This is a genomic window from Treponema brennaborense DSM 12168 (genome assembly GCF_000212415.1).
GTDB lineage: Bacteria > Spirochaetota > Spirochaetia > Treponematales > Treponemataceae > Treponema_F > Treponema_F brennaborense.
In genome coordinates, this window is record NC_015500.1 from 172163 (window position 1) to 196466 (window position 24304).

25 protein-coding genes are annotated in these 24304 nt (G+C 52.0%); 10 read left to right on the forward strand and 15 right to left on the reverse strand.

The features are described from left to right. Window positions 1-97: 97 nt before the first annotated feature. Both TREBR_RS13990 and TREBR_RS00730 read right to left on the reverse strand, forming a co-directional pair. The gene (locus tag TREBR_RS13990) at window positions 98-319 is read right to left on the reverse strand and encodes a DUF1697 domain-containing protein (RefSeq protein WP_013757323.1); all 222 of its coding nucleotides are present in this window, start codon (window positions 317-319) and stop codon (window positions 98-100) included. A gap of 42 nt (window positions 320-361) precedes the next feature. Beyond that, the gene (locus TREBR_RS00730) at window positions 362-604 is read right to left on the reverse strand and encodes a GNAT family N-acetyltransferase (protein WP_041610273.1); all 243 of its coding nucleotides are present in this window, start codon (window positions 602-604) and stop codon (window positions 362-364) included. Between the two features lie 640 nt (window positions 605-1244). Here TREBR_RS00730 and TREBR_RS00735 point away from each other — a divergent pair. Continuing rightward, complete coding sequence (locus TREBR_RS00735; RefSeq protein WP_013757324.1) at window positions 1245-2567, forward strand: MATE family efflux transporter; 1323 nt, start codon at window positions 1245-1247, stop codon at window positions 2565-2567. A gap of 175 nt (window positions 2568-2742) precedes the next feature. On the opposite strand, the gene TREBR_RS00740 is transcribed toward TREBR_RS00735, so the two are convergent. Both TREBR_RS00740 and TREBR_RS00745 read right to left on the reverse strand, forming a co-directional pair. Further along, a complete protein-coding gene (locus TREBR_RS00740; RefSeq protein WP_013757325.1) occupies window positions 2743-3642 on the reverse strand; it encodes a class I SAM-dependent methyltransferase in 900 nt (299 codons plus the stop codon). Between the two features lie 124 nt (window positions 3643-3766). Beyond that, window positions 3767-4048 carry a CD3324 family protein gene (locus TREBR_RS00745; protein WP_013757326.1) on the reverse strand — a complete coding sequence of 94 codons (282 nt, stop codon included), beginning with the start codon at window positions 4046-4048 and terminating at the stop codon, window positions 3767-3769. A gap of 528 nt (window positions 4049-4576) precedes the next feature. Between TREBR_RS00745 and TREBR_RS00750 the strand changes: the two genes are divergently transcribed. Further along, window positions 4577-5269, forward strand: coding sequence for an aspartate/glutamate racemase family protein (locus tag TREBR_RS00750; RefSeq protein ID WP_013757327.1), 693 nt, complete (start codon window positions 4577-4579; stop codon window positions 5267-5269). A 96-nt stretch (window positions 5270-5365) separates the two neighbouring features. On the opposite strand, the gene TREBR_RS00755 is transcribed toward TREBR_RS00750, so the two are convergent. Together TREBR_RS00755 and TREBR_RS00760 are read right to left on the reverse strand one after the other, a co-directional pair. Continuing rightward, window positions 5366-5692, reverse strand: a complete 327-nt coding sequence (locus tag TREBR_RS00755) for a TfoX/Sxy family protein (RefSeq protein ID WP_013757328.1) — start codon at window positions 5690-5692, stop codon at window positions 5366-5368. Between the two features lie 17 nt (window positions 5693-5709). Further along, on the reverse strand, window positions 5710-6075 hold the full coding sequence (locus TREBR_RS00760) for a VOC family protein (protein WP_013757329.1): 366 nt from the start codon (window positions 6073-6075) through the stop codon (window positions 5710-5712). Between the two features lie 298 nt (window positions 6076-6373). Here TREBR_RS00760 and TREBR_RS00770 point away from each other — a divergent pair, with 298 nt between their 5' ends. Beyond that, window positions 6374-6658, forward strand: coding sequence for a DUF3781 domain-containing protein (locus TREBR_RS00770; RefSeq protein WP_013757330.1), 285 nt, complete (start codon window positions 6374-6376; stop codon window positions 6656-6658). A 5-nt stretch (window positions 6659-6663) separates the two neighbouring features. Here TREBR_RS00770 and TREBR_RS00775 read toward each other — a convergent pair whose 3' ends face one another. The 3 genes from TREBR_RS00775 to TREBR_RS00785 are packed head-to-tail and all read right to left on the reverse strand — an operon-like array spanning window position 6664 to window position 10489. Then, the gene (locus TREBR_RS00775; RefSeq protein ID WP_215904826.1) at window positions 6664-7515 is read right to left on the reverse strand and encodes a GNAT family N-acetyltransferase; all 852 of its coding nucleotides are present in this window, start codon (window positions 7513-7515) and stop codon (window positions 6664-6666) included. Between the two features lie 58 nt (window positions 7516-7573). Further along, the gene (locus TREBR_RS00780; protein WP_013757332.1) at window positions 7574-8686 is read right to left on the reverse strand and encodes a DUF362 domain-containing protein; all 1113 of its coding nucleotides are present in this window, start codon (window positions 8684-8686) and stop codon (window positions 7574-7576) included. Window positions 8687-8728: 42 nt separating this feature from the next. Beyond that, window positions 8729-10489: a sensor histidine kinase gene (locus TREBR_RS00785; RefSeq protein ID WP_013757333.1), complete on the reverse strand. Its 1761-nt coding sequence runs from the start codon at window positions 10487-10489 to the stop codon at window positions 8729-8731. A 173-nt stretch (window positions 10490-10662) separates the two neighbouring features. Here TREBR_RS00785 and TREBR_RS00790 point away from each other — a divergent pair, with 173 nt between their 5' ends. Next, window positions 10663-11091, forward strand: a complete 429-nt coding sequence (locus TREBR_RS00790) for a hypothetical protein (protein ID WP_013757334.1) — start codon at window positions 10663-10665, stop codon at window positions 11089-11091. 132 nt (window positions 11092-11223) lie between these two features. On the opposite strand, the gene TREBR_RS00795 is transcribed toward TREBR_RS00790, so the two are convergent. From TREBR_RS00795 to TREBR_RS00810, 4 genes are read right to left on the reverse strand one after another with little or no spacing between them, the layout of a single operon-like run. Further along, window positions 11224-11940: a response regulator transcription factor gene (locus TREBR_RS00795; RefSeq protein ID WP_013757335.1), complete on the reverse strand. Its 717-nt coding sequence runs from the start codon at window positions 11938-11940 to the stop codon at window positions 11224-11226. A gap of 4 nt (window positions 11941-11944) precedes the next feature. Further along, window positions 11945-13255 carry an MFS transporter gene (locus tag TREBR_RS00800; protein ID WP_013757336.1) on the reverse strand — a complete coding sequence of 437 codons (1311 nt, stop codon included), beginning with the start codon at window positions 13253-13255 and terminating at the stop codon, window positions 11945-11947. 40 nt (window positions 13256-13295) lie between these two features. Further along, a complete protein-coding gene (locus tag TREBR_RS00805; protein WP_013757337.1) occupies window positions 13296-15170 on the reverse strand; it encodes a HAMP domain-containing sensor histidine kinase in 1875 nt (624 codons plus the stop codon). After that, on the reverse strand, window positions 15157-15903 hold the full coding sequence (locus TREBR_RS00810; RefSeq protein ID WP_013757338.1) for a response regulator transcription factor: 747 nt from the start codon (window positions 15901-15903) through the stop codon (window positions 15157-15159). Before TREBR_RS00810 ends, TREBR_RS00805 begins: the two co-directional genes overlap by 14 nt. A gap of 343 nt (window positions 15904-16246) precedes the next feature. On the opposite strand from TREBR_RS00810, the gene TREBR_RS00815 reads away from it, so the two are divergent. The 3 genes from TREBR_RS00815 (at window position 16247) to TREBR_RS00825 (ending at window position 19197) form a co-directional block, all read left to right on the forward strand. Then, window positions 16247-17116, forward strand: a complete 870-nt coding sequence (locus tag TREBR_RS00815) for a phosphate ABC transporter substrate-binding protein (RefSeq protein ID WP_013757339.1) — start codon at window positions 16247-16249, stop codon at window positions 17114-17116. A 147-nt stretch (window positions 17117-17263) separates the two neighbouring features. Beyond that, on the forward strand, window positions 17264-18466 hold the full coding sequence (locus tag TREBR_RS00820; protein ID WP_245523722.1) for a radical SAM protein: 1203 nt from the start codon (window positions 17264-17266) through the stop codon (window positions 18464-18466). Next, on the forward strand, window positions 18463-19197 hold the full coding sequence (locus TREBR_RS00825) for a TetR/AcrR family transcriptional regulator (protein WP_013757341.1): 735 nt from the start codon (window positions 18463-18465) through the stop codon (window positions 19195-19197). The genes TREBR_RS00820 and TREBR_RS00825 overlap by 4 nt, the downstream gene beginning before the upstream one ends. Here the strand turns inward: TREBR_RS00825 and bfr are convergent. Continuing rightward, entirely contained in the window at window positions 19182-19652 is a 471-nt protein-coding gene (gene bfr, locus TREBR_RS00830; RefSeq protein WP_013757342.1) for a bacterioferritin, read from the reverse strand. The two genes, TREBR_RS00825 and bfr, sit on opposite strands and share 16 nt — an antisense overlap. 252 nt (window positions 19653-19904) lie before the next feature. Here bfr and pstC point away from each other — a divergent pair, with 252 nt between their 5' ends. Genes pstC through TREBR_RS00845 form a run of 3 tightly spaced genes read left to right on the forward strand, consistent with a single transcriptional unit; the run spans window position 19905 to window position 23334 of the window. Further along, window positions 19905-20759, forward strand: coding sequence for a phosphate ABC transporter permease subunit PstC (gene pstC / locus TREBR_RS00835; RefSeq protein WP_245523723.1), 855 nt, complete (start codon window positions 19905-19907; stop codon window positions 20757-20759). Beyond that, window positions 20759-22438: a phosphate ABC transporter permease PstA gene (gene pstA / locus TREBR_RS13350; RefSeq protein WP_013757344.1), complete on the forward strand. Its 1680-nt coding sequence runs from the start codon at window positions 20759-20761 to the stop codon at window positions 22436-22438. The genes pstC and pstA overlap by 1 nt, the downstream gene beginning before the upstream one ends. A gap of 56 nt (window positions 22439-22494) precedes the next feature. Continuing rightward, window positions 22495-23334, forward strand: a complete 840-nt coding sequence (locus TREBR_RS00845; RefSeq protein ID WP_013757345.1) for a putative ABC transporter permease — start codon at window positions 22495-22497, stop codon at window positions 23332-23334. Between the two features lie 58 nt (window positions 23335-23392). On the opposite strand, the gene TREBR_RS00850 is transcribed toward TREBR_RS00845, so the two are convergent. Further along, the gene (locus tag TREBR_RS00850; protein ID WP_013757346.1) at window positions 23393-24265 is read right to left on the reverse strand and encodes a hypothetical protein; all 873 of its coding nucleotides are present in this window, start codon (window positions 24263-24265) and stop codon (window positions 23393-23395) included. Window positions 24266-24304: the final 39 nt, after the last annotated feature.

Sequence of the window (24304 nt, forward strand, 5' to 3'; positions counted from 1 at the left end):
AATCAACTGTTGTCCGCTCCAATATGCATGACATGTGGGAGGAACTGAAAAATAACACACGGCGAGATTCCTCATATCCGAAATAATGGGAAAGCAATTATATTCCCATTATTTTCCCGACAGTATGTGCCGTTCTTATTGTCAGTTTGTTGCCGATGCTTGCACTCGCCGTTTTTGACCACCAGTTTGTTTTTTGATAATCTTTTCGGCTGAAAGACCAGAACACCGCTTTTTCATAGTCCTTTTTTAATTCTGCCATTGGAATCTCATTTTTACCGCTTATATTGACACCACGCAAAAAGGCAATATATCTTTTCATATTCGCTGTCTCCCCTTATGTCAACTGAATAAATCGGTATTGCTAATTTAATTTCATGTATAAAAGCGGATAGGGGTTCCCTTGTTCATCGTGGTCTGTTCTTTTATAGACTTGAAAACCCATGTGTTCATAAAACCCTTTTGCAAGCGGATTTTGTTCATTAACAGCTAATTCTTTGATTGAAAAATTCTCTGTTCCATATCCCATTAATCGTTTCCCCAAACCGTTGCCTCTTCCTTCCGGTGTAATAAACAGCATTTCAAGTGTTTGTTCTTCTATTCCCATGCTGCTTCTCTTTGTCCCGTCGATAAACGCAAAATTATCGCTTCGGCAAATCGATTTACCGTTCTAGTTCTTTTATTTTACCACGATTTCCGGGGGAGTGAAAATCACTTCTTTTCAGCGGAATTTCCGACTTTACGGATACGGTACGGGCGAGCAAAACGTGTAAACTTGGGTTAGTTCGTCGCCGGACAGACACAGGTGTATGACCGTCTGAAAGAGATATCGCAGAAACTCTCGCAACTCAAGTTGCGTAACGCTAAAAAAGCGCATCCGGTTCGCAAAAAGCGCGTATCCGGCGATAGAGATTTTTTTTTCAAATCCTGTTTTCCGTCAAATACTATAAAAACGGGATGTATTCCGATCTGCTGAACCTGCGCTCCTCCCGGCTGCGATGGTGACTTTATGGCCGCAGTGGTAACTTTCCAGTCGCAGCGATGCCATTCCGGCTCCGAGGGTTTTGCCGAAGCGATTCCTCCCTGAGCTCATATCGATTTAAAAGAGCAAGAATTCAGAGATATTAAATCCTTTTTTCTCCTATACTGAATCTGCAAGGAATAGATCGGAAGCTTCAAATCACTCCTCGTTCTCGAACCGCCGGTGCACGGCGGTATTGCTGTACAAATTCGTATAGGAGTTTTTCATGAATTCATTGAACGTGGCCGCCATTCAGGCGCATAAAACCGGAACCATCATGCAGTTTTCACTTCCGGCTGTTATCGGTATGCTGCTGACGTCGTTTATCACGATCGCCGACGGCTTTTTTATGGGAAATTTTATCGGCAAAGAAGCTATCGCCGCCGTAAATTTGGGGCTGCCGATCATATATCTGTTTCTGGCAACCGGTCTGATGATTTCCGTCGGCGGCTCGGTAATCGCAGGCATCGCGCTCGGTTCCCGGAATCTTGAACGATGCCGCGCCGTTTTCAATCAGACTATGGCGACGGTTACCGTCTGCCTTGTCGGGTTAAGCGCGGTCGTGCTGTTCTGCTTTGATCCCATGCTCCGCGTGTTGGGGGCCGAAGGAGCGGTCGCCGTCCATTTCAAGGCGTATTATCTGATCATGCTCGTCGAGCTGCCGCTGATGATTCTCAACTCGTTGTTTTCCATGTTTATCAGAAACGAAGGGCATCCGCTGTATTCGATGGGGGTGATGATTTTAGTCGTCGTGCTGAACATTGCGCTCGACTACGTGTTCGTCGGTCCGTGCCGCTTCGGTGTGCGGGGCATTGCGTTCGCGTCGCTGATTTCGGCGGCGGCGGGACTTTTATGCAGTCTGCTTTTCTTTTTGAAAAAATCGAGGGTTTTCGGATTCGCACGTTTCCGCTTTGACCGTGCGGTTTTTCGCAATACCGTTTTCAACGGATTTTCGGAGTTTATCGGTGAAATGTCCATGTGCGTGAGTATGTTCGCGTATAATTACGTCATTATGCACCGCATCGGTGTGGACGGCGTTACCGCTTTTACCGTCGTAGGATACGTTGCGTATCTGTTCAGCACTATCGTTATCGGTTTCGGGCAGGGAATAAGTCCGCTCGTCAGTTTTGCATACGGCGCCGGAGAAAAACCGCTTGCCCGGAGTTTACGCCGCCGGACGAACGCGCTGATATTCGCCGCGGGGCTGCTCATGATTTTGCTTATCAGCGGTACTTCGGTACGGTTCAGCACGTTGTTCGTCAAGGATCCCGGCGTTCAGTCGATGATCCGCACCGGTGTGCTTATTTTCATGACGAATTTCCTGTTCTGCGGCATAAACGCCGTCAGCTCGTTCTATTTTACTTCGATCGGAAAAGCGAAAGAATCCGCCGTCATTTCATCGGCTCGAGGGCTTGTCGTCCTTTTGATTTGCATTTTCACGCTGCCGGTGTTTTTCGGCATGAACGGTATTTGGCTCACCTCTCCGGTGTCTGAGGCGATTACGCTGTTCATTACGATTGCGTATATCGCCAAAGACAACCGGGCGTAATCTGCATAAACGGGCGCCGGTTTACGCTGATGCGTAACCGTCCGTATTGATGTGCAGTTGTTCGCGGAATCCGGCCGCAAACGACCGCAGAAGCCGCAAAAGGCCGCGGAAGCCGCAAACGACCGCAGAAGCCGCAAACGACCGCAGAAGCCGCAGAAGCCGCAAACGGCCGCGCTCAGCGCTTTTTGCCTATGTAAAATACGTAACCGTAATATTGACAGTACTTTGCGTACAGAGCCTGTTCGTGTTTTTGCGCGGCGACCAGGTTGCGTGCGGCCGGGCTGTCGGCGTGTTTTTGCAGAAACGTTTTTTGCACGGCGGCGGCCGGTGCGTAAAAATGATCCGTCCAGCATTCGCTGCCCAGTGTGAACGCGGCGATCGGCGTATATCCCGCTTTTTGCATCTGCGCGATTTTCTGCGGAATCGTTCCGATTTCGGGATACGCGTTGTTCCAAAACGCTTCGATTTCCGCCGGGCGTTCGTCGGTGAGCCACGTCGCTTCGGTTACGGCAAGATATCCGCCGGGTTTGAGAAAGCGCTTCCATTCGTTTACGCCGCGCTCAAAACCGATGTTGTAAATCGCGCCTTCCGACCAGATCAGATCGAGCGATTCGGGTTCAAAATCGAGCTTGTCCATAGAACCGATTTTTCCGTGAACGTACGCGGAAACGCCGCGTTCACTCGCATTCCGGTTGAACAATTCGACAAACTGCGGAAACAGATCGATTCCCGTAACGCTGAACGTCGCATCTGTATCTGAATCCGTACCCGAATCTGTCGTTTCGGCCGCGCCGCGTGCGGAATTTTCGTGCCGTCGGGAAAATCGCCGTACGAGTTCTTCGGCAAGCACCGTCGTCTGACCGCCGGTACCGCAGCCTACATCGGCGATCCGCGCGTTTGCCGGCAAATTCTCAATAAAACCGAGCGCGCGCCGCGTCGTTTCCGGGCTGCCCGGCCCCTGTCGGTTGAACGACGCAAAATATTCGCAGATGAGTGAAAAATCGAAATCGTGAATCGAATGCGGGGCCGCCGCATCGTGCGGAAGACCGCTGCCTGTGTCGTCGTTTGTTTTCATATCAGTATGATACTCTGAAACGCGCGCTTTTCAAACCGCTTTATCAATTCGGAAAAGAAAAAGAGACTGCCGAAATCCTTTCGGATTTTGACAGTCTCCGTTCAGCATACGGATCGCCTGCGCGTTAAACGCGTTCCGTTTTCAAACGATCCGCAATGATTTTATAAATCCGCTTGCCGGAAAGAAAATATGTTTCGGCAAGAACGGAAACCGGAACTCCGTCCGCATATTTATCGCATATTTCACGGTTCCGCCGGGCGAGCTGTTCGCGGGAGCAATTTGCTTCGCCCCATTTTTTTCTGCTGTCTCCGCGCCGCGGAATATACAGATACACGCCGTCGGCGTATCGCTGTACTGCGTCGAGTAATTCGGCAGGCAGCACGTCGCCGGCTTTTACGTAGCCCATTGTGCGCTCCAAACAAAATGATTTTTCAAACGATTTTGCCGAACGCGGTAGTGGCGCCGGATACCATCTCGAAACACGCCGTTACCGCGCGCTGCGAACAATATCCTTTTTCAAATTGATAGTATCGATAAGTCAAAACTCCTTATCCGTAAATCATACCACGGTCGACTCCGGAACGCAAGTACGGAAACGGACTGTCGGAATGTGCCCCGTCCGGCTGAATTTGCGGTAATGACGTAACTATTTTTCAGTTCGCTGTAATCACCGGCCGGAGGGAAGATTGTCAACGTCCATAAGTCCCTGATAGTAACGGTTCCGGCGGGCGAGATTCGTTTTTGCGTCGGCTGAATCCCGATGTCGAAGCAGCAGCCGCTGCCGGTGACCTTACTGAGTTCAAGGCGTCCGCCCTATTTTTTACCTGTACGTGGGGGCGGCGGAACAGCTTCCGTTTGGAAAGGAGCTTTGTTGTGGAGAAAGATTGTTTTCTGCTATACTTACGGAAAATACGATGCTGTGGCGGAGGCATACATGAAAACGATTGGGCTTATAGGCGGTATGAGTTGGGAAAGTACCGTAACGTATTACCGGATAATAAACGAAACCGTTAAAACGCGCCTCGGCGGGCTCCATTCAGCCAAACTGCTGCTGTACAGCGTGGATTTTGCGGAGCTTGAAACGTGTCTGCAAACCGGTGATTGGCAGACTATCACGGAAAAACTTACGGAAGCCGCGCTGACGCTTCAGAAAGGCGGCGCCGATTTCATTCTTGTCGGAACGAACACAATGCACAAAGTGGTACCGCACGTACAATCGCGGGTCGCCGTTCCGATTATCCATATCGCCGACGCTACTGCCGAAGCAATCAAAGTCCGAAACCTGACGACGGCGGGGCTGCTCGGTACCCGTTTTACGATGTCGCAGGATTTTATCAAAACCCGCATTGCACAGCGGGGAATCGGCGTCGTCGTACCTGATGGAACGGATTCCGCGTATATCGACCGGGTTATTTTTGACGAATTGTGCCGCGGAGTCGTTTCCCGGCAGTCAAAAAACGGTTATCTTGCAATTATCGATAAGCTGGCCGCGCAGGGAGCTGATTGCGTCATTCTCGGCTGTACCGAGATCGGGCTGCTTGTCAGTCAGAACGATACTTCGTTGCCCGTGTTCGACACTACGCTGATTCACGCGGAGAAAGCCGTCGAGCTTGCACTTGAAACGTGATTCGGTAAGAACGGTTGTTCCGAGCGGCGGCCTTTGACGGTCCGGCGGATTTTTTTGGGAGACTTGGGGCCTGTTTCCGTCTGCACCGCAGGTGTTTCAAGCTCCGCGTGTACGCTTCTTTTTGGGTTCGGGAAGTTCGCAATACATTTGTCTGATCATTTGCGTAAGTTGTTCCCGATCTTCAAGAATCGTAACCGGCAGCATCGGTTTTGCTCCCTCGTACGGTGGTTCCGGTTCGCTGTCGCTCATGAATTTTTTGCTTGTTTCCGTAATCTTCACGAGGAACCCGTTGCCGTATATGCCGCCGAATATCCGTCCGTTATAATAGAAGATATAACCGCCCATCATCGGTATGCAGCGGACATTTTCCAACTCCGCCAGCTGATCCAGTATGTATGCCGCCAATTCCTTGTTGCCGCTCATGCGCTCCTCCGCTGTGTTCAAATAAACAGGCACCATCGTACGCCGTACGCATCGATAAAATCCGTCATCAGCGGGCTGAAATCGCACGGGGCGAGCGGGACCAGAATTTGAGCGTCGTCTTGAAGGGTTTCATACGCGCGCCGGATTTTAGCTTCGTTTCCTTCACCGTAGTGCAGGCAGAACTGCATCACGTTTCCGCAAACGGCGGATTCCTGCCGCTCGGCAACGGCGAGAATTTCGCCTTCAATATCGAGTTCACAATGGTAGTACGACCCGTTTTCGTTCAGATAACTGCTGACGATCACCGCTGCGAACGCTTTTTTGTAACGTTCAACGGCTTGGATGCTGCCGGTAACGTACGCTTGCATTAAAACTCTTTTCATATGAATGCTCCCGTAAAAAACAGTTTGAACGCGAATTCGGCAGGTTTTATCTTACATTCCTGCTATCGTTTTGTCTACTTCGCAGTATACCGGAACAAGCGGCGTCAGTCTTGTAAAAATACGACATGCGACGCGGTTACGGCCGCATACCGTTTCGATTCAGGATCCGCGCAATCGAGTTTAAAAGCAGTACGTTCGCTTTCTCAGGTGTCGGGCGTAACGATCCGCAGTGTTTCCGCCGCCAAGTGCGTTTGCGAATCTTGTCATGCGCTCGCGGCAGCGGTATACTGAAACGGTTATGGATAATACCGAATCGATCGACGTGCTGAGAAACCACGTACGGCACGTGCACACGACGCCGCTGGGCGCCGAGCGTATAAAACGGAATCTGGGCCTTTCCGTCCCAGACGTCGTCGCCTGGTGCCGGAACAAAATACTGGATTCCCGCAGCCGCATAACGCGTCGCGGTAAAAACTGGTACGTGCTCACCGATGACTGCGAAATCACCGTAAATGCGTACAGCTATACGGTGATTACCGCGCATACTATAGAGGCATCGGTAACAATTGTCGAGTGCATTTGAAGTAATTATCGGCAAGTATTTTTGTTTTTTCTCCAACAATAAAACCCTGAAGATTCTGCAAACCCTATTTTGTGATAAAACTCTTGATCTGAAAGAACAATTGCCCGTTCTGCTCCCGACTCTCGTACCCTGTTTAATCCTTCATAAACGGCGGCTTTTGCGAGTCCAAGATTTCGGCAACGAGGTATCGTTACAACAGGTTCTATATATGCACTTCTGCCTTTCGTATACCATATCCCACAATGTGCGCAATAGTCATCCTTGTCAAATATGAATATTTTCAATTCTTCATCATAATTCGGGGAAGGGCTGAAAAACGAACGTTCCCGTTTGGCAGGAAGTCCGTCGTGATCAAACCCCCTATGAATTGCTATTTGATATTTCCAATTATCGATATCGAAATTCCTTGAACTGATTGTAAAGTCTTTGGGTAATTGATACTCAAACTTTCTGTTCAGTTTAATTTCCAACAGTTTTTCTTCAAGATTCTTTTTTATAAAACCGTACTCTGGCAAAATGGTTATCATGAATTTATCTTTTTCATTTATCTTTACATTATACTCGTCGTTTTTCAAAAGATATTCTATCATTTTCCTTAATAATTCTTCATCATCTCCTAAATGGATCAGATAATTTCTATCTTCATATGATGTATCATATAGTATCATTCCTATGATTTTTTCTTTGCTGTCTCTGAATATGGCAATCTTTTCAAGTTTTTCTTCATCAAGCATTGAATGATTCATCATCCATTCAAATCGTCCCCAATGGAAGTGTTCGTTATATCCGTAATCAGATGCTTCTGTCAGGAACTGATATATTTCTTCATACTGTTCATTAAATCTTTTGCGATTCATGTAATTTTCAATCCTCAACACTTCTTTCTCCTTGTACTGAAAACGTCTTTTGGCTTTATCAGATATGCACCAACTCGTATTTTCTGGTGCCGAGGTGCATCTTTTCCGCGTGGGAGATCTGCGTTTTCCAATTGGTGGAAGGATGGATGTCGCAGAAATGATCGCCGTGCGTGTGCTCTTTTTCATCCAGATACGAACCTTCGAGCACCGGCTGGGCGTTCACCGCGTCGGCGCACGCCTGATCGAGTGCAACCGGATCGAACGACGCGAACATACCTACGTCCGGCACGATCGGCGCGTCGTTTTCGGCATGACAATCGCAGAACGGCGACACGTCCATAACAAGGCTTATATGAAAATGCGGCCGCCCGCGCAGCACTGCCGCCGCGTATTCGGCCATTTTGCAGTTGAGAACGTCGCCGGAATGATCGGCTCCGGGATGAACGGCGTCTTTGGGACATGCGCCGATACAGCGGCCGCAGCCGACGCATTTATCGTGATTTATGGAAGCTTTTTTCGCTTCAATCGTGATGGCGCCGTGTGCGCAGTTTTTCCGGCACATACCGCAGCCGACGCACGCTTCCTGCGTGACTGAAGGTTTTCCGCTCGAATGCATTTCCATTTTACCGGCGCGCGAACCGCAGCCCATGCCGATATTTTTAATGGCGCCGCCGAATCCGGTTCCTTCGTGCGCTTTGAAGTGCGTCAGTGAGATGAAAATATCCGCATCCATAACGGCGCGTCCGATTTTGGCCTGTTTTACGTATTCTCCGTCGCTTAGATCGACGTACGCTTCGTCGGTACCTTTCAGCCCGTCGCCGATAATGACGTGGCATCCGGTGGAAAACGGACTGAATCCGTTCACATACGCGGCGTCCATATGGTCGAGCGCGTTTTTGCGGCCGCCCACGTACAGCGTGTTGCAGTCGGTCAAAAACGGTTTTCCGCCGAGTTCTTTAATCAGATCCGCAACGACTTTCGCATAATTGGGCCGCAAAAACGCGAGGTTGCCCGGCTCGCCGAAATGTATTTTTATCGCTGCGTACTTGTCGGTAAAATCGATGGTTTTCATACCGGCGGTGATCGCGAGCCGGCGCAATTTCTGTAGCAGATTTTCCGTCTGCGTCGTTCTGAACGATGTAACGTATACTTTCGATTTTTCAGTATTCATTGAATGGCCTCCGTATACAGCAGCTTATCAGTATATCCGATTTTACGACCTTTGCAAAGGGAGCCTGACCGTAAAGACGCTGCCGTGGGACGAACTCGATTCGAGCTCAAGCGAGCCGCCGTGCAGCGCTACGATGCGCCGCGACAAATTGAGTCCGATACCGCTTCCTTCCGTCTGATTTTCAACGGCCGCGTTGCCGCGCTGAAACGCGTCGAAGATCCGCTTGCGTTCTTTGCGGGGAACGCCGCCTCCGCGATCCGTAAACCGAACTACGGCGAACTCCTGTTCCCGGGAGGCTTCTATGTGCAGATAGCGGCCCGCCGCGGCGTGTTTTATTGCGTTTTCGGCAAGATTGCGGAAAACGCTCCTGATTGCGTTTTCGTCGCAGCCGACGGACAGCTCCTGCGGCGGCAGCGACAGTTCGACGCGCATCTGCGCTTCGCGTGCCGCCGGCGCAAGCAGCGCTGCAACGGATTCCAGCAGCGTACCGATATTGCATTCCCTGCACGGCAGTTTTGCCGCAGTGTTCATTTTTGCGTACAGCAGAAAATATTCAATGGAATTCCTGAGTTTTTCGCTTTCCGTGCAGATCATTTTTCCGTATTTCCTGATTTTTTCGGCGTCGGTTATGATGCCGTCGGCCATGTTCTGCGCGGAAGACGAAATAACGGTCAGCGGCGTTTTCAGTTCGTGCGTTACGGACGCAATGAATTCCTGCTGCCGATCCGCCAGGTTCTGTGCCTTCGCCATGTTCCGCAGCAAAATTCCGATTCCCGCAGTCAGTATGATGAACGCAATGAAAGAAAGCGTCATGTTCAGCGCCGCCGCCTTTTTGGCAGCGGACAGAACCGAACCGTCTTTATGAACGACTTCCAGTGTCAAATTGTACGGAAACGGTTTGATACCGCTCGAAAAATCGTCGTTGAAGGCGGCTTTCGTGCGCATATGGCTGCGCAATCCGGCGATTTCGTTTTCCTGTTTGAGCGAAAACAGTTCAATCGGCAAATCCCACGACGGATTGATCCTGTTGAACGCACCGTTTTTCTGCCGGTCGCTGCCGAAAAGCCGGTATGAAAAATCGGGATCGGTAAAATGTGCCGGATTGTAGGATTTTTCATTCGTATAGATAAGATTGCCGGTCGTTTCATCGTACACGCGAATTCGGTACGACGAATCACCGGTAAAAAACTTGGCGGTAAGAATCGGAATCAATTTTGAAGAAAGAACGGTCGAATCGATTTGGGATATCAGAACATAATCCGACTCTTCCGTCGTTATGGGCGAAACGATCAATTCGCCTATATCGGGAGATGAAATGTACCAAAGATCCGCGATTTCGGGCTTGCTTTGCAGAACCGAGTCGAGCATATCCGTAATGATCCGAGTCTGAGTCGGCGGTGCGCCGGCGAATCCCGTTCCGTCCCAGAGCTGCAGCGTTGCCGCACCGCTTTCCGTCAGGCTGTTTTTTGCATACAGATATATCGCGGAAAACAGTTCCGAAACGATCGCGTGTTTATTCCAGAATTTGACTGCATTCGATACGTTCGATGCGACTTGTTCATATGAAATATCCTGCGAATCGGTTTTTCCGCTCATTTTTGCGAGTACCGGCAGCAAAAGCAGTTCGTCTTCTATCATAAAAGCCGTCTGCGTCGTGTTGCGTGTTACTTCGTCAGTCAAATAACCGAGTTCCGCCCGATACTGGCCCAGCGTGAATCGTATCTGCATGATGAACAGTACGACGACGGCGAGTATGAGCGTCGCCGGCAGCGCAACTAAAACGATTGTTTTCGAGTGTTTCATACGTATATCATACTCCGTTTTAAGAAATCGTTCAGCGTTTTAAACATCATTTAGAATGCATTTCAGATGGATTTCAGATACTTTTAAGGTACAAACCGCCGGACTTGAGTATGTTATATCCGTAAGGCGAACGGAAAGTTTGCTAACGAAACAACATACAGGAGTGTACTATTATGAAAGCAAAGAAAATGATCGTTACCGTGTTATTGGCCGCCGTCGTAAGTGTGGGAGCGTTTGCGTCCGGTTCTGCGGATTCCGCACCGGTATATTTGAGCGCGTCGGTAAAAGGGCTGGGTACGCCGGTGATGCCGCTGGTGGTGGATCCGCCCGCAGCTATCGTGGACTGGTTTGCCGATCACGGACTGGATACGGCTTCCGTCGGAACGACGCTTGAATCGATGCCGGTCGCGTACCGCAATAAGATCCGCAGCGTATATGCCGATAACGAATCGGAACTGCGCGCCGTTGCCGCCGCCGCGCTGAAACCGTATCTGCAGGAAGGTGTCGTTGAAACCGTAACTACGACGTACGGACCGTTTTCCTGGACCGTTTCCTACGGAAAAGAAGTGGATGAAGATCTGTACGCACCGAAAGATTTATAATGCGGTGCGCGGCGGACCAGCTTACGCCGGAATCGCTTGCGCTGAACAAGCGCGTGCGGTTTCCGGTGTGAACGGTTCCGCTTTCCGAAAGCCGAGGCGTCCGATTTTCAGGACAGTCCCGGCTTTTTTCATTTACTGACCGGAAAAAATATAGCCGATGTTCCTGACCGTTTCGATATAACCGCCGGGGACTTGCGGCGTTTTCAGTTTTTTGCGGAGCCACGAAATATGCGTGTACAGCGTTCCGGATGCGGCGGCCGTTTCGTAACCCCACACGTATTCCATGAGCGTGTCTGTTTTTACCAGTTCTCCGCGGTGTACGACCAGATACATGAGCAGTTTGCATTCCATGAGCGAAAGCGGTACTGGTTTTCCGTCTTTTAAAAGCTGTACTTTTTTGAAAACCAGTCTGAACGGACCGAACACGTAATCGTTTTCATCGGTATAGTCGAGTTCGGCGGGAGAGTCCTCCGTTTCCGTTTGCGTTTTGGTGCGGCGAAGGAGCGCTTCTATGCGGGCGATCAGTTCGGGAAAATCGTACGGCTTCGTCACGTAGTCGTCCGCTCCCAATCGGAGGCCGGACACTTTATCCGTGAGTTCCGATTTTGCGCTGACGAATATGACCGGAACGCTGCCGCCGGCGCGCCGGTAATCGGTGATGATGTCGAATCCGTTTTTTCCGGGAAGCATGATGTCTATCAGCGCCAAGCTGCATATGTTTTTGGCAAGCAGCTGCGCGCCGGTCGTACCGTCCGAGGCGGACAGTACGTCGTACCCCTCCGCTTTCAGCCGGTCGGTCAGCGCTTCAAGCTGATTTTTATTGTCTTCTATAACAAGTATTTTACTCATACTTTCAAAACCCCGTTTTTTCCGCAAAATTACAGCGGCGGGAAGTGATCGTTTTGACGGCGGCCAACAGCAGCATGATTGCAAGCGCGAACGATATGGCGGCAATACCGCCGGCAATACCCGCCGTTTCGGCAACGGCGCCGACGATAATCGGCATCAGAATCGCACCGATCGTGGCCGTGGCGATGCACGTTCCCGTTGCCACGGTGGAAGACAAATACTGCTGCGGCATCGTGGACATCGTAGTCGGATAAATGCCGGACATGCTCAATCCCGTTCCCAAAAGGCCGGTAATGATGAGCGCCATATTCCGCGTGGAAATCATCAGTATGAAAAACACCGTCTGCGCCGCGGCCAAAATCAGAATGAGGACGTTTCGGTTCGTTTTTCCCGAAATCGATGCGCAGAACAATCTGCCCGCCATGATCATGATCCATAAAAACGTCGACGTGCTTTGCGCGAAAGCCTGTCCCATAAGGCCGCTGTCTTTGAAATAAGTTACGAGCCAGCCGACGATTGCCGATTCTCCGCATAAATAGAAAAACAGGAGCATCGTGTTAAGCCAATACCGGTACGATTTAAAGAACGGAACGGTATCCGCTGTCCGTCCGCTTTCCGGTGCGCGGGTGTCAGCCGAACCGTGTGCGTACGTGTCAGCCGAAGTTTGAATGTCAGCAGCCGGCCGCGCGCTCGTACGCGCCGGATGTCTGAGCGGCGGTGTGTTTGAAAGTTTAGATCCTGCCAAACAGATCAGCGCCGCCACTTCAAACGCCGCGACGACGTATACGGCGAATTTCCAGCCGTGAGGAAGCACCGCCGACGCGGCGATCGTAACGACGGGCGCGATGAGCGCGCCGACGGCAAAGCAGGCGTGCAGCAGGTTCAGCCCGGCGGTTTTGTTTCCGGTCGTTTCGGAAACGATTACGTTGCTGATATTGCTCATCGTGCCGCGCCCGACGCCGGTTGCGCCGAACGCGATCAAAAGCAGAACGGGGTTGCCGGTAAGTGTCGTGAGAACCAACCCGATCACGATACCGGTGCACAGCCCAACAGTCGATTTTTTCCGTCCGATAATATACGGCAGAAATCCCGCGATCAGTACGGCCGCCAGGTTTCCGATTTGATGAGCGGAAAGCATCATGCCGCCGAGTACGTAATTCAGCCCGTATTCTTCAGTCATTGCGGGAAGCACGGCGCCCAGCAGCGTGCTCATCATGCCGCTGGTAAAAAACGCAAAATAAACGATAAGCAGCAGCGCTGCGTCCTGTTCGCCGACCTTAGTCTGCGACAATACCGGTATAGCAGAAAGTTTCATGAGGCCGAGTATAGCACGTTTGCGGTGCGCAATCTACAACCTATGAAACCGCCGGTTCGGTGCTGCGGTCGGGCAGCGTGATTTCAAAACACGCACCCGGTTCTCCGCCGGGGCGGCCGCAGGCGCGAATGGTTCCGCCGTGCAGTTCCACGATATGCCGTGCGATCGACAGCCCCAATCCCGTTCCGCCGGTTTCCCGGCTGCGTCCTTTATCCACACGGAAAAACCGCTCGAAGATGCGCTTCCGGTATTCTTCGGGAATACCCGCCCCGTCGTCTTCTATGACGATTTTGACGGCAGGGTAGCGCCGTGCCGCCGTGCCTTCCTGCGCGGGAATCCGTTCCGCGCTGACGGAAACGGTAGAGCCGTCGGGACAATATTTGACCGCGTTGTTGACGATGTTCCCCAGCGCCTGCTCGAAAAGGCCCTCGTTCACCGCTATGCGTATGGGTTCGTTTTCCGGCACGTACGTTTGGCGGAACGCAATGTGTTTTGCATCGGCGGCGATTTGCTGGCTCAGCAGCACGTCCGCAACGCATTCCTGAACCGTCGTTTGCTGCGTTGCGAGCGTAAATCCGGTTTGTTCGAGTTTTGAAAGCGTCAGCAGATCTTCTATTATATTTATGAGCCGCGTCGACTGCTGATCCATAATGGAAAGGAACCGTTTCGCGGTTTCCGGTTCGTTCAGCGCGCCGTCCTGCAGCGTTTCTATAAATCCCTTGATGGAGGTTATCGGCGTTTTCAGTTCGTGCGAAACGTTCGCAACGAAATCCTTTCGCACCCGTTCGAGCCGTTTGAGCCGCGAAATATCGGTGATTACCAAAAGGAATTTGCTGTCCGGCTGCACGGTCGTTTTGATCGTTACGCAGCGAACCAGTACCGACCGGGTGCCGTTCCGTTCACTGTCTGCCGAGCCTGAAGACAGCAGCTGCGTTTCTATTTCGGTTTTGTTTTTTTTGCCGGAACCGTGGACGGTGTCCTTGATAAAATTGATGATATCCGTGTTCCGCAGCACCGCGATCAGCGACTTGTTTTCGGGCAGCGGCGCGTTTTGGGGAACGGAAAAAAAATCACGCGCCGCGTCGTTCATTTCCTGAATTTGGAACGATTCGTCGAACAGGATGAGCGCTTCGGTAATACCGGAAAACACCGCCACGAATTTATCCCTTCTGCGCGAAATGTCTTCGATATTTTTTTGAATGGTGCGCGCCATGCCGCTGAACGTTTCCGCCAATTCCGAAAATTCACGGGGAGAAGACACCGCCGGTACGTAGTCGAAGTCGCCCTGCTTGTACTGCTGGGCGGCTTTTTCCAGTTCTTCCAGCGGGCTGATGATACGCGCTGCGATTGCGAACGAAATGACCAAAACGATGAGCAGTACGATCACCGCCGACACGATGCTGTCCGTGCGCACGGTTGATGAAAAAAACACGTTTTTACGTACCGGAATGGAAAGCCTCAGCGCAAGGTTCCGATTCTGATACTGAAACGGTATTGCGTAGTACACGAGTGATTCGGCGTATACGGTGCTGACGCGCACCGCCGAGCTTTCCTTGCCGGCAAGGGCCGATCTTACTTCGGTACGCTGCAAATGGTTTTCGAGAATGGCCGGATCGGCGTCCGAATCGCCCAAAACGGTGCCGTCTTCGGCGATGATGGAAATGCGGAACCCCGGATCGTGCGACGCAATCTGTTTTACCAGATTGTCCAGCTGCGGCAGCGGCGCCTGATTCTGCATGAGTATTTTTTCAATCGCATACGCGAACGTCCGCAGGTTTTGCTGCGTCTGTTTGATGGACGTTTTTTCAAGCGTATTCAGACTGAGTACGATGAACGAAATAAATCCGAAACAGAGCGTGAGGCCGTTTATGAGAAAGAGATAAAACGACGTTTTAAGCGGTTTATGCTTTATCACCCGATGCTCCGGTATCTTCGGTCATGCGATAACCGACGCCGCGGACGGTTTCTATGATATTCTGAGCCGAATCGTTGCCTGCGGCTTCGGAAAGTTTTTTACGGATGCTCAGTATCTGCACGTCTATGGAACGTTCCGTTACCGGATACGAATCCCCTTTGATCGCATTGATGATCTGCTGCCGTGAAAACACGCGGCCGGGATTCTGGGCAAGGTGCAGCAGTATTGCGAATTCAGTCGCCGAAAACTGCACCTGTTTGCCGCTCACGGTGACTTCAAATTTTTCCGGCTTGATGACGAGGAAATGCCTGCTGACCGTTTGCAATCGGTCGAACGGCGACGCGGCGGTATCGGCCGGCTTCGCTTCCTGAGCGCGGCGCAGTATGTTTTTAACGCGGGCAACCAGTACTTTCGGTGAAAACGGCTTGGTTACGTAGTCGTCCGCGCCGAGTTCCAGTCCGGAAACGACGTCCGTATCTTCGGTTTTTGCCGTCGCCATCACGATCGGAATTACGGCCGTGGTTTTATCGTTGCGCAGGATTCGGCATATGTCGAATCCGCTCATATCGGGAAGCATCAGATCAAGTATGATAAGATCAGGATGTTCACTGCGGGCTATCTGGAGCGCCTTCGTGCCGTTTTCTGCGGTCACTACCGAAAAACCTTCTTTCTGCAAGTTGTACGAGACTAATTCGAGGATCGGCATTTCATCATCAACAACGAGAATTTTCATATACGAATTGTAACTTTAAAAAAGTTTTATGTGTATCCTTTTGCATCGTGTTTAACGCATTTTTAATGAAGCGCCGCCGTTTTTTTATCGGTTTCGCAACGGAAATACGGAGCCGGCATCTCTATAACGGAATAACGGTAAAAGGACAAAAACTTCACATAATTTTAACAGAACGCTGACGTTTCTTTCACGTACCGCAAGTATATTCTAGGCAAGACGAACGGAGCCGGCCGCGGATGCGGAAAATCCGGAACGTTCGCCCGAATTTGAGCGAAGTGCGGCGCCTGAAGCGCGCCGTAACACAAAACCGGCCCGTTACGGGTGTTTTGTATAGGAGATTATGATGAAAGCAGTAAAAACGATGATGTGTGCTGCCGCCGTGCTGAGCGCCGCGGTCTGTGCGTTTGCCGGCGGAACAAAAGACGCCGCGGCCTCGTCCGCAAAACAGGGCGGAACTTATTCCGGCTCGTATACGTTCGGCGGCTCGACGACCGTTCAGCCGATTGCGAACGGTATTATTGAAGCTTTGACGGCAGTCAACCCCGATCTGAAAATTTCATACGAAGGCGTCGGTTCGGGAACCGGCCTGAAACAGCTTTCCGCCGGAACGCTCTCTTTGGCCGGATCTTCGCGTGATCTGAAACAGAGCGAACTCGACGGCGGACTCGTTCCGACGGTTATTGCGAAAGACGGTATCGCGATCGTCGTCAATAAGGACGTATCGGTTGCGAACGTTTCAAAAGCCGATTTGGCCAAAATCTTTTCAGGTGAAATCACGAACTGGAACTCACTCGGCGGCAAGGACGAACAGATCCGCCTGATAAACCGCGACGAAGCGTCGGGAACGTACGCATCCTTTAAGGAAATCGTACTTGATCCGGCAAAAACCGAATTCAGCAAAAACGCGATCGTTGCAAAAGAAAACGGTGAAGTTGCGGCGAAAGTCGCTTCGACTCCCGGCGCGATCGGCTACGTCGGACTGGGCTTCGTCGGTGAAATCACCAAAGCCGGCGGAAAATCGCTTCTGATCGACGGCATTGAAGCCTCCTCGAAAACGGTGTTGGCCGGTACGTATCCGGTTTCCCGCGCGCTGTACGTTGCCACGAAAGGCCCGATAGCAGCCGGTTCCGTTGAAGAAGCGTTCGTCAATTACGCGCTGAGCGCCCGCGGTTCGGTTATTGTCTCCGACGCGGGATTCGTTCCGGTAAAATAAGCGAAATAATATAAAAAAAGTATAGCTGAAAAAGTTCGTTTCACTCGCGGCCGTTCCGGATTACTCTCTGCCGGAACGGCTTTTTTATGTTTTGTCGGGAACGCGCTGCGCTATTGACAGGCTAGCGTTTACTAGCTAATATACGGTATGTTTCAGATTTCGGCGGAACGGACGTTTCCGCACACGGAGGATTTCATGGAACCGTCGGATCTTAATTCGTATCTTGCAGGCGGCGTCGTCCGTATCGTCAAAGACGCGCTGCGCGCCGTTTTCGATAATCCTGAAGAAAGCGCGTTTGTCGCAGGTTTTGCAGCTGCGAGCCGCAAAGCCGCCGCGCTTCGGCAGTCTCACGCGTCGTCGGGTGAACACGTGCCGCCGTTTCTGATTGCGAGTATCACCGATTCCTGCAATCTGCACTGCGCAGGCTGCTATGCGCGTGAAAACCGGATATGCACGGACGGCGGCCCGAACGGTACCGGCAGCTGCGGTACCGGTAATTGCGGCGGCGGCGATCGCTTCGGCGGCAAAACGCCGCTCACTGCGGAAACCTGGGAGCGCCTGTTTATTGAAGCCGAATCGCTGGGCGTCGGTTTCATTTTGCTTGCCGGCGGCGAACCGCTTTTGCGGCGCGACGTGCTGGAACGCGCCGCCGGGCGTCCGTCGGTACTGTTTCCGGTTTTTACGAACGGTACGCTGATCGACGCTTCGTACGCAGCGTTTTTTGCCCGCAATCGGAATCTGGTTCCGGTGCTGAGCATTGAAGGCGGAAAGGAAACGACCGATCGGCGGCGCGGGAGCGGAACGTACGGCGCGCTGTCCGCCGCCATGGAACTGCTCGCGGCGGAAAAAATACTGTTCGGTGCGTCGGTAACTGTAACGGCGGCGAATATGGAGGAAGTTACCTCCGCAGAATTTTTGGAGCGACTGCAATGCAACGGATGCCGGCTGGTCGTATACGTGGAATACGTGCCGGTTTCGGCAAATACGGATAATCTGGCGTTGAACGGCGGTCAGCGCGCCGCGCTTGAACGGCACGTCGCGCGGCTTCGGGCGGAACGTGCGGCGATGATTTTCATTTCGTTTCCCGGCGACGAGCACTCGTCGGGCGGCTGCCTTGCCGCCGGCCGCGGTTTTTTTCACGTGAATCCGTACGGCGGCGCGGAACCGTGTCCGTTTTCGCCGTATTCGGATACGGACGTAACGGAAACCGGTATCCGCGGCGCGCTCAAATCGCCGCTGTTTACCGGATTGCGGGAAAGCGGTATGCTGCTTGAAGAGCATACCGGCGGGTGCACGCTGTTCCGCAAGCGGGAACAAGTCCGGGCGTTGGCGGACGGAGGCGCGCGGTGAGCGGCGTTTCCGGTGAAAAGGCCGGTTCTCCGGATTCCGTTCCCGTCTGTCCGGCAGCCGGTCCGTACGACGGGGCGCCCGCACGCTCGTCTTCGGCACAGTCGCCGACGAAAGAGCGCATAACGGACGAAGCGCTGACGCTGTTTTCCTGCCGCGGATTCAGCGGCGTCAGCGTGAAAGAGATCGCCTCCGCCGTCGGTATAAAAGACAGTTCGCTTTACAAACACTTTTCGACCAAACAGGAAATATTCGACACGATTTTACTGCAAATGACGGCGAAAATGGATGAATTGACGGTACGGCTTCACATTGCGGATGCAACGAAGGTCGATACGTCCGAATATTTTAAAAATCTTTCGACTGACGCGCTCGTCGAACTGTCCGAACGCGTGTTTTTGTTCTATCTGAAAGATCCGTTCGCCGCCCGTTTCCGCAGGATGCTTACGATCGAACAGTATTGCCGTTCGGAAATTTCCGATTTATATCGGAAAATATTTACGCGGGACAGTATTTCGTATCAGTCGCTGCTGTTTTCCCAGCTGATGGCTTCCGGCGTGTTCAAAAAAGGCGATCCGGAGATCGCCGCGCTACATTTTTACGCGCCCCTGTTTCTGCTGCTGACCCGTTACGACGGACGGCCCGAACAGGAGCGCGAAGCGTTGGAACTGCTTGAAAGGCACGTTCGGGCCTTCGCCGCGATATACGCAGCGGAAGCTCAGCCTTCCACTTGAGTAGACAGGAACAGTTGGACGCCCATCTGCGTCATCTGGTCTTTATATTCTTCAAGCGTGTCGATGTGTTTGTCTTCGTCGGCAAGAATGCTTTCAAGCAGTTCTTTGGTCGCGTTGTCGCCGACGTCGGCGGCGAGTTTTACGGCTTCGTTGTACGCTTTCCAGGCGTTGTGTTCCGCCGCAAGATCGGAATCGATCTGTTTGGGAACGTCGGCGCCGATGCGGATGTCGTTGAGAGAGCTTACGATGGGCGTTCCCTCAAGGAAGAGGATTCGTGCGATCAGTTTTTCGGCGTGTTTCATTTCCTGAATGGCGCGTTTTTCAACGCTGCCGTTCAGTTTGCCGTATCCCCAATTTTCGTCCATTTCTGCGTGAACCATGTATTGATTGACGGCGGTCAGCTCGTCTGCGAGCAGTTTGTTCAGCATGTCTATCAGTTTCTGATTTCCTTTCATTCGATACCTCCGATTGGTTTCTTGCGGGCGTTCGTCGAACCGTACGGTTTCGTTTTCGCCGTTATCTTTAAGTGTATGCAATCTTTTATGTAAGTCAAAAAAACGGCGTGCTTTTTAACGTGTTTTTAACCGACGATTGACGCTTTTCTTATGTTCGCTTTCTATATTTGGAGTGTAAGATTCGAGTAAACGGGGGGCCGGAGCATGAACGCAATATCGGCAAGAAAAAGACGGAGAGCCGGAGAGTGGTGTTTGGAAAAAACATTTCTGGTGTGTGCGTTGATTTCGATTTCCAGTGTCATTCTGATGAGCGTGTTCATATTCCGGCAGGGATTACCGCTGTTTGCGTCCGTCTCACCTGCGGATTTTCTGTTTTCGACCGATTGGGCGCCGACTCGGGATCCGGATCCCGGATTCGGTATCCTGTCGTTTGTTGCCGGATCGCTGTACGTAACGTTTCTTGCGCTGCTGATAGCGGTGCCGGTCGGAGTTTCCGCCGGAATCTTTTTGTCCGAAATGGCGGGCCGTCGCGCCGGGGCTTTTTTGCGGAATGCGGTGGAGCTGCTGGCGGGTATTCCGTCGGTCATTTACGGACTGTTCGGAATTTCGTTTATCGTTCCGTTCGTCAGGAACACGTTCGGCGGCAGCGGCTACAGCGTTCTGTCCGCCGCGCTCATTCTGGCGATCATGACGCTGCCGACGATCATCAATATGACGGAAGTTTCGGTCAGAAACGTCCCGAACGATCTGCGCGAAGGTTCGTACGCGCTCGGTGCCACCAAGTGGCAGACGATTATCGGCGTACTGCTGCCGGCCGCGCGGTCGGGAATCGTGACCGGCGTCGTACTGGGCATGGGGCGCGCGATGGGTGAAACGATGGCGGTGCTGCTCGTGGGCGGCAACGCGCCGATCATGCCGGACGGGCTTTCGTCGATGGTGCGTACGCTGACGATGAATATTATCACCGATATGGCCTACGCGGAAGGAACCCATTTGACCTCGCTGTTTACGACGGCGATCGTCCTGTTCGTGTTCATCTTGGCACTGAATCTGATAATTCAGCTCGTCCTGAAATCCTCCATGAAAGAACAGAAAGGAAGTTTGTAATGAAATCAACGGATATTGTTCGTGCAAAACGGCCGGCGCGCCGGCGGGTGCGCTTTTCAGAGCGGATCTCCGTAAGTTTTGTCTACGTTTCGGCCGGTGCCACGATTGGCGTACTGTTTCTGATTTTAGGCTACATATTGTTCAATGGATTTTTCTATAAAAACCGCGTGGAATATCCGGCGGCGTCTTTTACGTCCGATTCGGCGGCCGGTTTGGTTGCGCTGGCGAATACGGCGGTAAAACGGAAAGAGCTGACCTTCGATGTGCTGCGCGGCATTTATACGGACGGCTACGCGAACTGGAAAAAAATCAGCGATTCCGCAGCGGATATATATCCGTATCTGTCCGCGCAGGCTGCCGCCCGTGCACAGCCGGTTTTCGGCGGCATCGGACGGCTTTCGGAAGTATCCGACGGAGTCGAAAAAATGCTGCTGTACGCCGCGTCGAATCCCGGCGGAATCGTGCTGATAACCGAAGAAGAATACGAAGCGTTCGCCAAAAAGATTCCGCACCAATTGCGGCGTATTTCGCTCCGGAACGTAGCGCTTGCGTGCAATACCGACGTTACCGAATTGTTCGGCAATTTCAAAATAGGAACGATAGACGAATCTTCGATTGAAAAAATATATACCGGCAGTATTACCAATTGGCAGCAATTGGGCGGAAAAGACCTGCCGATTACGGTGATTCTGCCTTCATCCGCACAGTTTTTTGACAGTGCGGTAAGCGGCGAATCGGAAAAACAGCTGGCTTCCCTGTTCGCTCACGCCGAACGGGCTGAACGGACCGAACGGGACGGTTCTGCCCACGGCGGCGGCGCGGCGCGGTACGTGTACGCGTCGGACTCAGCGGAATATACGGCGCTGCTGCGGACGGTTTCCGGTGCGGCAGGATTGCTTCCCCTGTGGTACGCCGACGATTCGATCGACAGTTTGCGGCTTGCCCGTACCGAGCGGGGCGTGAATCTGACGCCGGCGTTCATATTTGAAAAGCCGGTCGACGGCGGCCGGTTCGGCGGAATATCTTCCATTATATTGAACACGCTGATGATGATCGTGCTGACGCTGCTTTTTTCGGTGCCGCCGGGATTGTTCGCCGCCGTGTATCTGGTGGAATATGCCAAAGAAGGACGTCTTATGCAGATATTGCGGCTCGGAACGGAAACGCTCGCGGGGATTCCTTCCATCATCTTCGGCCTGTTCGGTATGCTGATTTTCGTGCAGGGGTTCGGCTGGGGAATCTGTCTGCTGTCTGGTTCGTTAACGCTTGCGCTCATGATTTTGCCCACGGTCGTCCGCACTGCCGAAGAAGCGCTGAAAGCGGTGCCGCACTCGCTGCAGGAAGGCAGCCTCGCGCTCGGCGGTACCAAAATACAGACGATTTTCAGGGTCGTATTGCCGGCGGCGTTTCCGTCGATATCCGCGGGAATCATTCTGGCAACGGGCCGCGCGCTCGGTGAAACGGCGGCGCTCATCTATACGATGGGCTCCAGCTACAATCTTGCGCACGGCGTGTTCGATTCGACACGGACGCTCGCCGTGCACGTGTATCTGATTATCGCCGAAGGAATTTCAACCGATAAGGCGTTCGCCGCGGGAACGGTGCTCATTTTCTTCATTTTCATTATCAATTCCGCTGCGAAAATGCTGATTAAACGGATCGGAGCGAGGGGGCGGTAGGCGCTGCGATTCATTCGGGTCTTGTTTTTATTGCCTGTTGTACTTATATTTAAACCATGAGCTTATCCCGTCTTTTTCTGCTGTTTCTGGCGTATAGTTTTATCGGCTGGTGCAGCGAAGTCGTCTTCTGTTCAATAAAGGAACGCCGGTTCGTGAACCGCGGTTTTTTGTTCGGTCCGCTGTGTCCCATTTACGGATTCGGCGGAATGATGGTCATGTATCTTTTGAAGCCCTGGGCCGATACCTGGATTCCGTTGTTTTTTGCGGCAATGTTCATTACGACGGCGCTCGAATACGTAAGCAGCTGGGCACTTGAAGTACTGTTTCACACCAAATGGTGGGACTATTCCGACGTCAAAGTCAATCTGAACGGCCGCGTGTGCCTGACCGGCGCGGTAACGTTCGGCGTCATGGGAATGCTGGCCGCCCATTTCGTGCATCCGTTTTTGGAAGCGTTCGTTCTTTCGTTTTCCGATTTTACCGTCCGGCTGTGTGCGGGTGTGCTGTGCACCGTATTCTGCGCCGATTTGTACGTTACCGTAAAGCGTCTGGTCGGTTTCAACGAACATATGGCCAAGCTCAAGGAATTCGCCGAATCGCTTAAAGAACGGTACGCCGAAGAGTCCTGGTTCAAGGAAAAAGCGTCTTCGCTCAGTGAGATGTTCGACGCCGTCCGCGACCGCGCGAAGTCCGGACAAACCAAATTCAGCGAATCGCTTATGCGTAAAATAGAGTCGTTCTCCGCGCGTCAGGAAAAACTGACCGGCTTTATAAACCGCTTCCCGACGATGCGCAGTAAAAGCTATTCGGATGGAATTGAAAATCTTCGGCAGCGGACGAAAGCGCAGTTCGCGGCAAAAAAAGCTACGCGTAAAACCGGAAAAAATGCCGAGTGACGAGTTTTTGACGACTCGGCGGACGTTTTCCGGTGCAAATTATTTTGATTGCCGGCACTCAGCGTTTGAGCGCGGCTCCCAATTTTTTGTCGACTTTTTCACGGTTCAGCGTGTAGTAAAAATACGAATAGCCGGCTCCGTTCAATGCGGAAAAAGAACGTGCTTCGTACGTTCCCGGATATAATTCGTCCGCGTCCGCGAGCAGTTCGGCGCTCTCCCGTTTTTCGCCTTCTTCAAACAGAACTTGCGACAACAGCAGCGTCGCGTAGAACTGTTCCGGAACGGTTTTAGCAACGGCGCGTGCGGTTTCAAGCGCGGTGTGCGCTTTCTTTTTACCGCCGCCGCTGATTGCCGGTGCGTAAAAATACCATTGCGCGATGTTTATCAGCGTGAACACCATGTACGGATCCTGTTCCAGCGCGGTATCGTAATATTTTTTAACCGTAAGTCCTTCGGACATCGCCGTCGTAAGAGGCAAAAACTGCATACAGCAGGAAAGAATATCGCCGGCCGTATAATACAGCCACGTACTGTGCGGTTCGCCGGAATGCGTTTTGAACCAAGCTTTTACTTTTTCATATTGCGTTTTGATGAGCGGTTCCAAATCAGGATGCTTGATATCGCTTTCGTACAGGTAATTGTATTTTTCCCATACCAGAATATTTTCAAGTACCAGTTTTATTTCATCGGAAACGGCCGCGTTCGCCGTGTTTTCGGCGATGCGCGCGGCGTACGCGTCGATTTTTTCAACTGCTTCCGCGCAGCTTGCGGCGGTTTTCAGGGAAAATCTGAAATCGGTCGTTTCAGCCAACACTCCGGCTTCTGCTTCGGTAAGCACCGCCGCCGCGTGAATTGCGATCGGCGTCAGTACCAAAATAACGAAAACCGAAAAAAAACGTTTACTAATTATGTTTTGTCCTTTATACTGCATGTATCGACTATAATTGAAAATCGAAAACGCTACAAGCAG

Excerpts from the sequence above, each read along its gene's own strand:
- TREBR_RS00845 (WP_013757345.1), top strand. The coding sequence starts at position 22,495 with ATGAGCTTATCCCGTCTTTTTCTGCTGTTTCTGGCGTATAGTTTTATC.
- TREBR_RS00750 (WP_013757327.1), top strand. The coding sequence starts at position 4,577 with ATGAAAACGATTGGGCTTATAGGCGGTATGAGTTGGGAAAGTACCGTA.
- TREBR_RS00760 (WP_013757329.1), bottom strand. The coding sequence starts at position 6,075 with ATGAAAAGAGTTTTAATGCAAGCGTACGTTACCGGCAGCATCCAAGCC.
- TREBR_RS00795 (WP_013757335.1), bottom strand. The coding sequence starts at position 11,940 with ATGAGTAAAATACTTGTTATAGAAGACAATAAAAATCAGCTTGAAGCG.
- pstA (WP_013757344.1), top strand. The coding sequence starts at position 20,759 with ATGAAATCAACGGATATTGTTCGTGCAAAACGGCCGGCGCGCCGGCGG.
- TREBR_RS00740 (WP_013757325.1), bottom strand. The coding sequence starts at position 3,642 with ATGAAAACAAACGACGACACAGGCAGCGGTCTTCCGCACGATGCGGCG.
- TREBR_RS00850 (WP_013757346.1), bottom strand. The coding sequence starts at position 24,265 with ATGCAGTATAAAGGACAAAACATAATTAGTAAACGTTTTTTTTCGGTT.
- TREBR_RS00745 (WP_013757326.1), bottom strand. The coding sequence starts at position 4,048 with ATGGGCTACGTAAAAGCCGGCGACGTGCTGCCTGCCGAATTACTCGAC.
- TREBR_RS00785 (WP_013757333.1), bottom strand. The coding sequence starts at position 10,489 with ATGAAACACTCGAAAACAATCGTTTTAGTTGCGCTGCCGGCGACGCTC.
- TREBR_RS00815 (WP_013757339.1), top strand. The coding sequence starts at position 16,247 with ATGAAAGCAGTAAAAACGATGATGTGTGCTGCCGCCGTGCTGAGCGCC.
- bfr (WP_013757342.1), bottom strand. The coding sequence starts at position 19,652 with ATGAAAGGAAATCAGAAACTGATAGACATGCTGAACAAACTGCTCGCA.
- TREBR_RS00820 (WP_245523722.1), top strand. The coding sequence starts at position 17,264 with ATGTTTCAGATTTCGGCGGAACGGACGTTTCCGCACACGGAGGATTTC.
- TREBR_RS13990 (WP_013757323.1), bottom strand. The coding sequence starts at position 319 with ATGAAAAGATATATTGCCTTTTTGCGTGGTGTCAATATAAGCGGTAAA.
- TREBR_RS00810 (WP_013757338.1), bottom strand. The coding sequence starts at position 15,903 with ATGAAAATTCTCGTTGTTGATGATGAAATGCCGATCCTCGAATTAGTC.
- TREBR_RS00775 (WP_215904826.1), bottom strand. The coding sequence starts at position 7,515 with ATGAATCGCAAAAGATTTAATGAACAGTATGAAGAAATATATCAGTTC.
- TREBR_RS00730 (WP_041610273.1), bottom strand. The coding sequence starts at position 604 with ATGGGAATAGAAGAACAAACACTTGAAATGCTGTTTATTACACCGGAA.
- TREBR_RS00800 (WP_013757336.1), bottom strand. The coding sequence starts at position 13,255 with ATGAAACTTTCTGCTATACCGGTATTGTCGCAGACTAAGGTCGGCGAA.
- TREBR_RS00755 (WP_013757328.1), bottom strand. The coding sequence starts at position 5,692 with ATGAGCGGCAACAAGGAATTGGCGGCATACATACTGGATCAGCTGGCG.
- TREBR_RS00770 (WP_013757330.1), top strand. The coding sequence starts at position 6,374 with ATGGATAATACCGAATCGATCGACGTGCTGAGAAACCACGTACGGCAC.
- TREBR_RS00780 (WP_013757332.1), bottom strand. The coding sequence starts at position 8,686 with ATGAATACTGAAAAATCGAAAGTATACGTTACATCGTTCAGAACGACG.
- TREBR_RS00790 (WP_013757334.1), top strand. The coding sequence starts at position 10,663 with ATGAAAGCAAAGAAAATGATCGTTACCGTGTTATTGGCCGCCGTCGTA.
- TREBR_RS00735 (WP_013757324.1), top strand. The coding sequence starts at position 1,245 with ATGAATTCATTGAACGTGGCCGCCATTCAGGCGCATAAAACCGGAACC.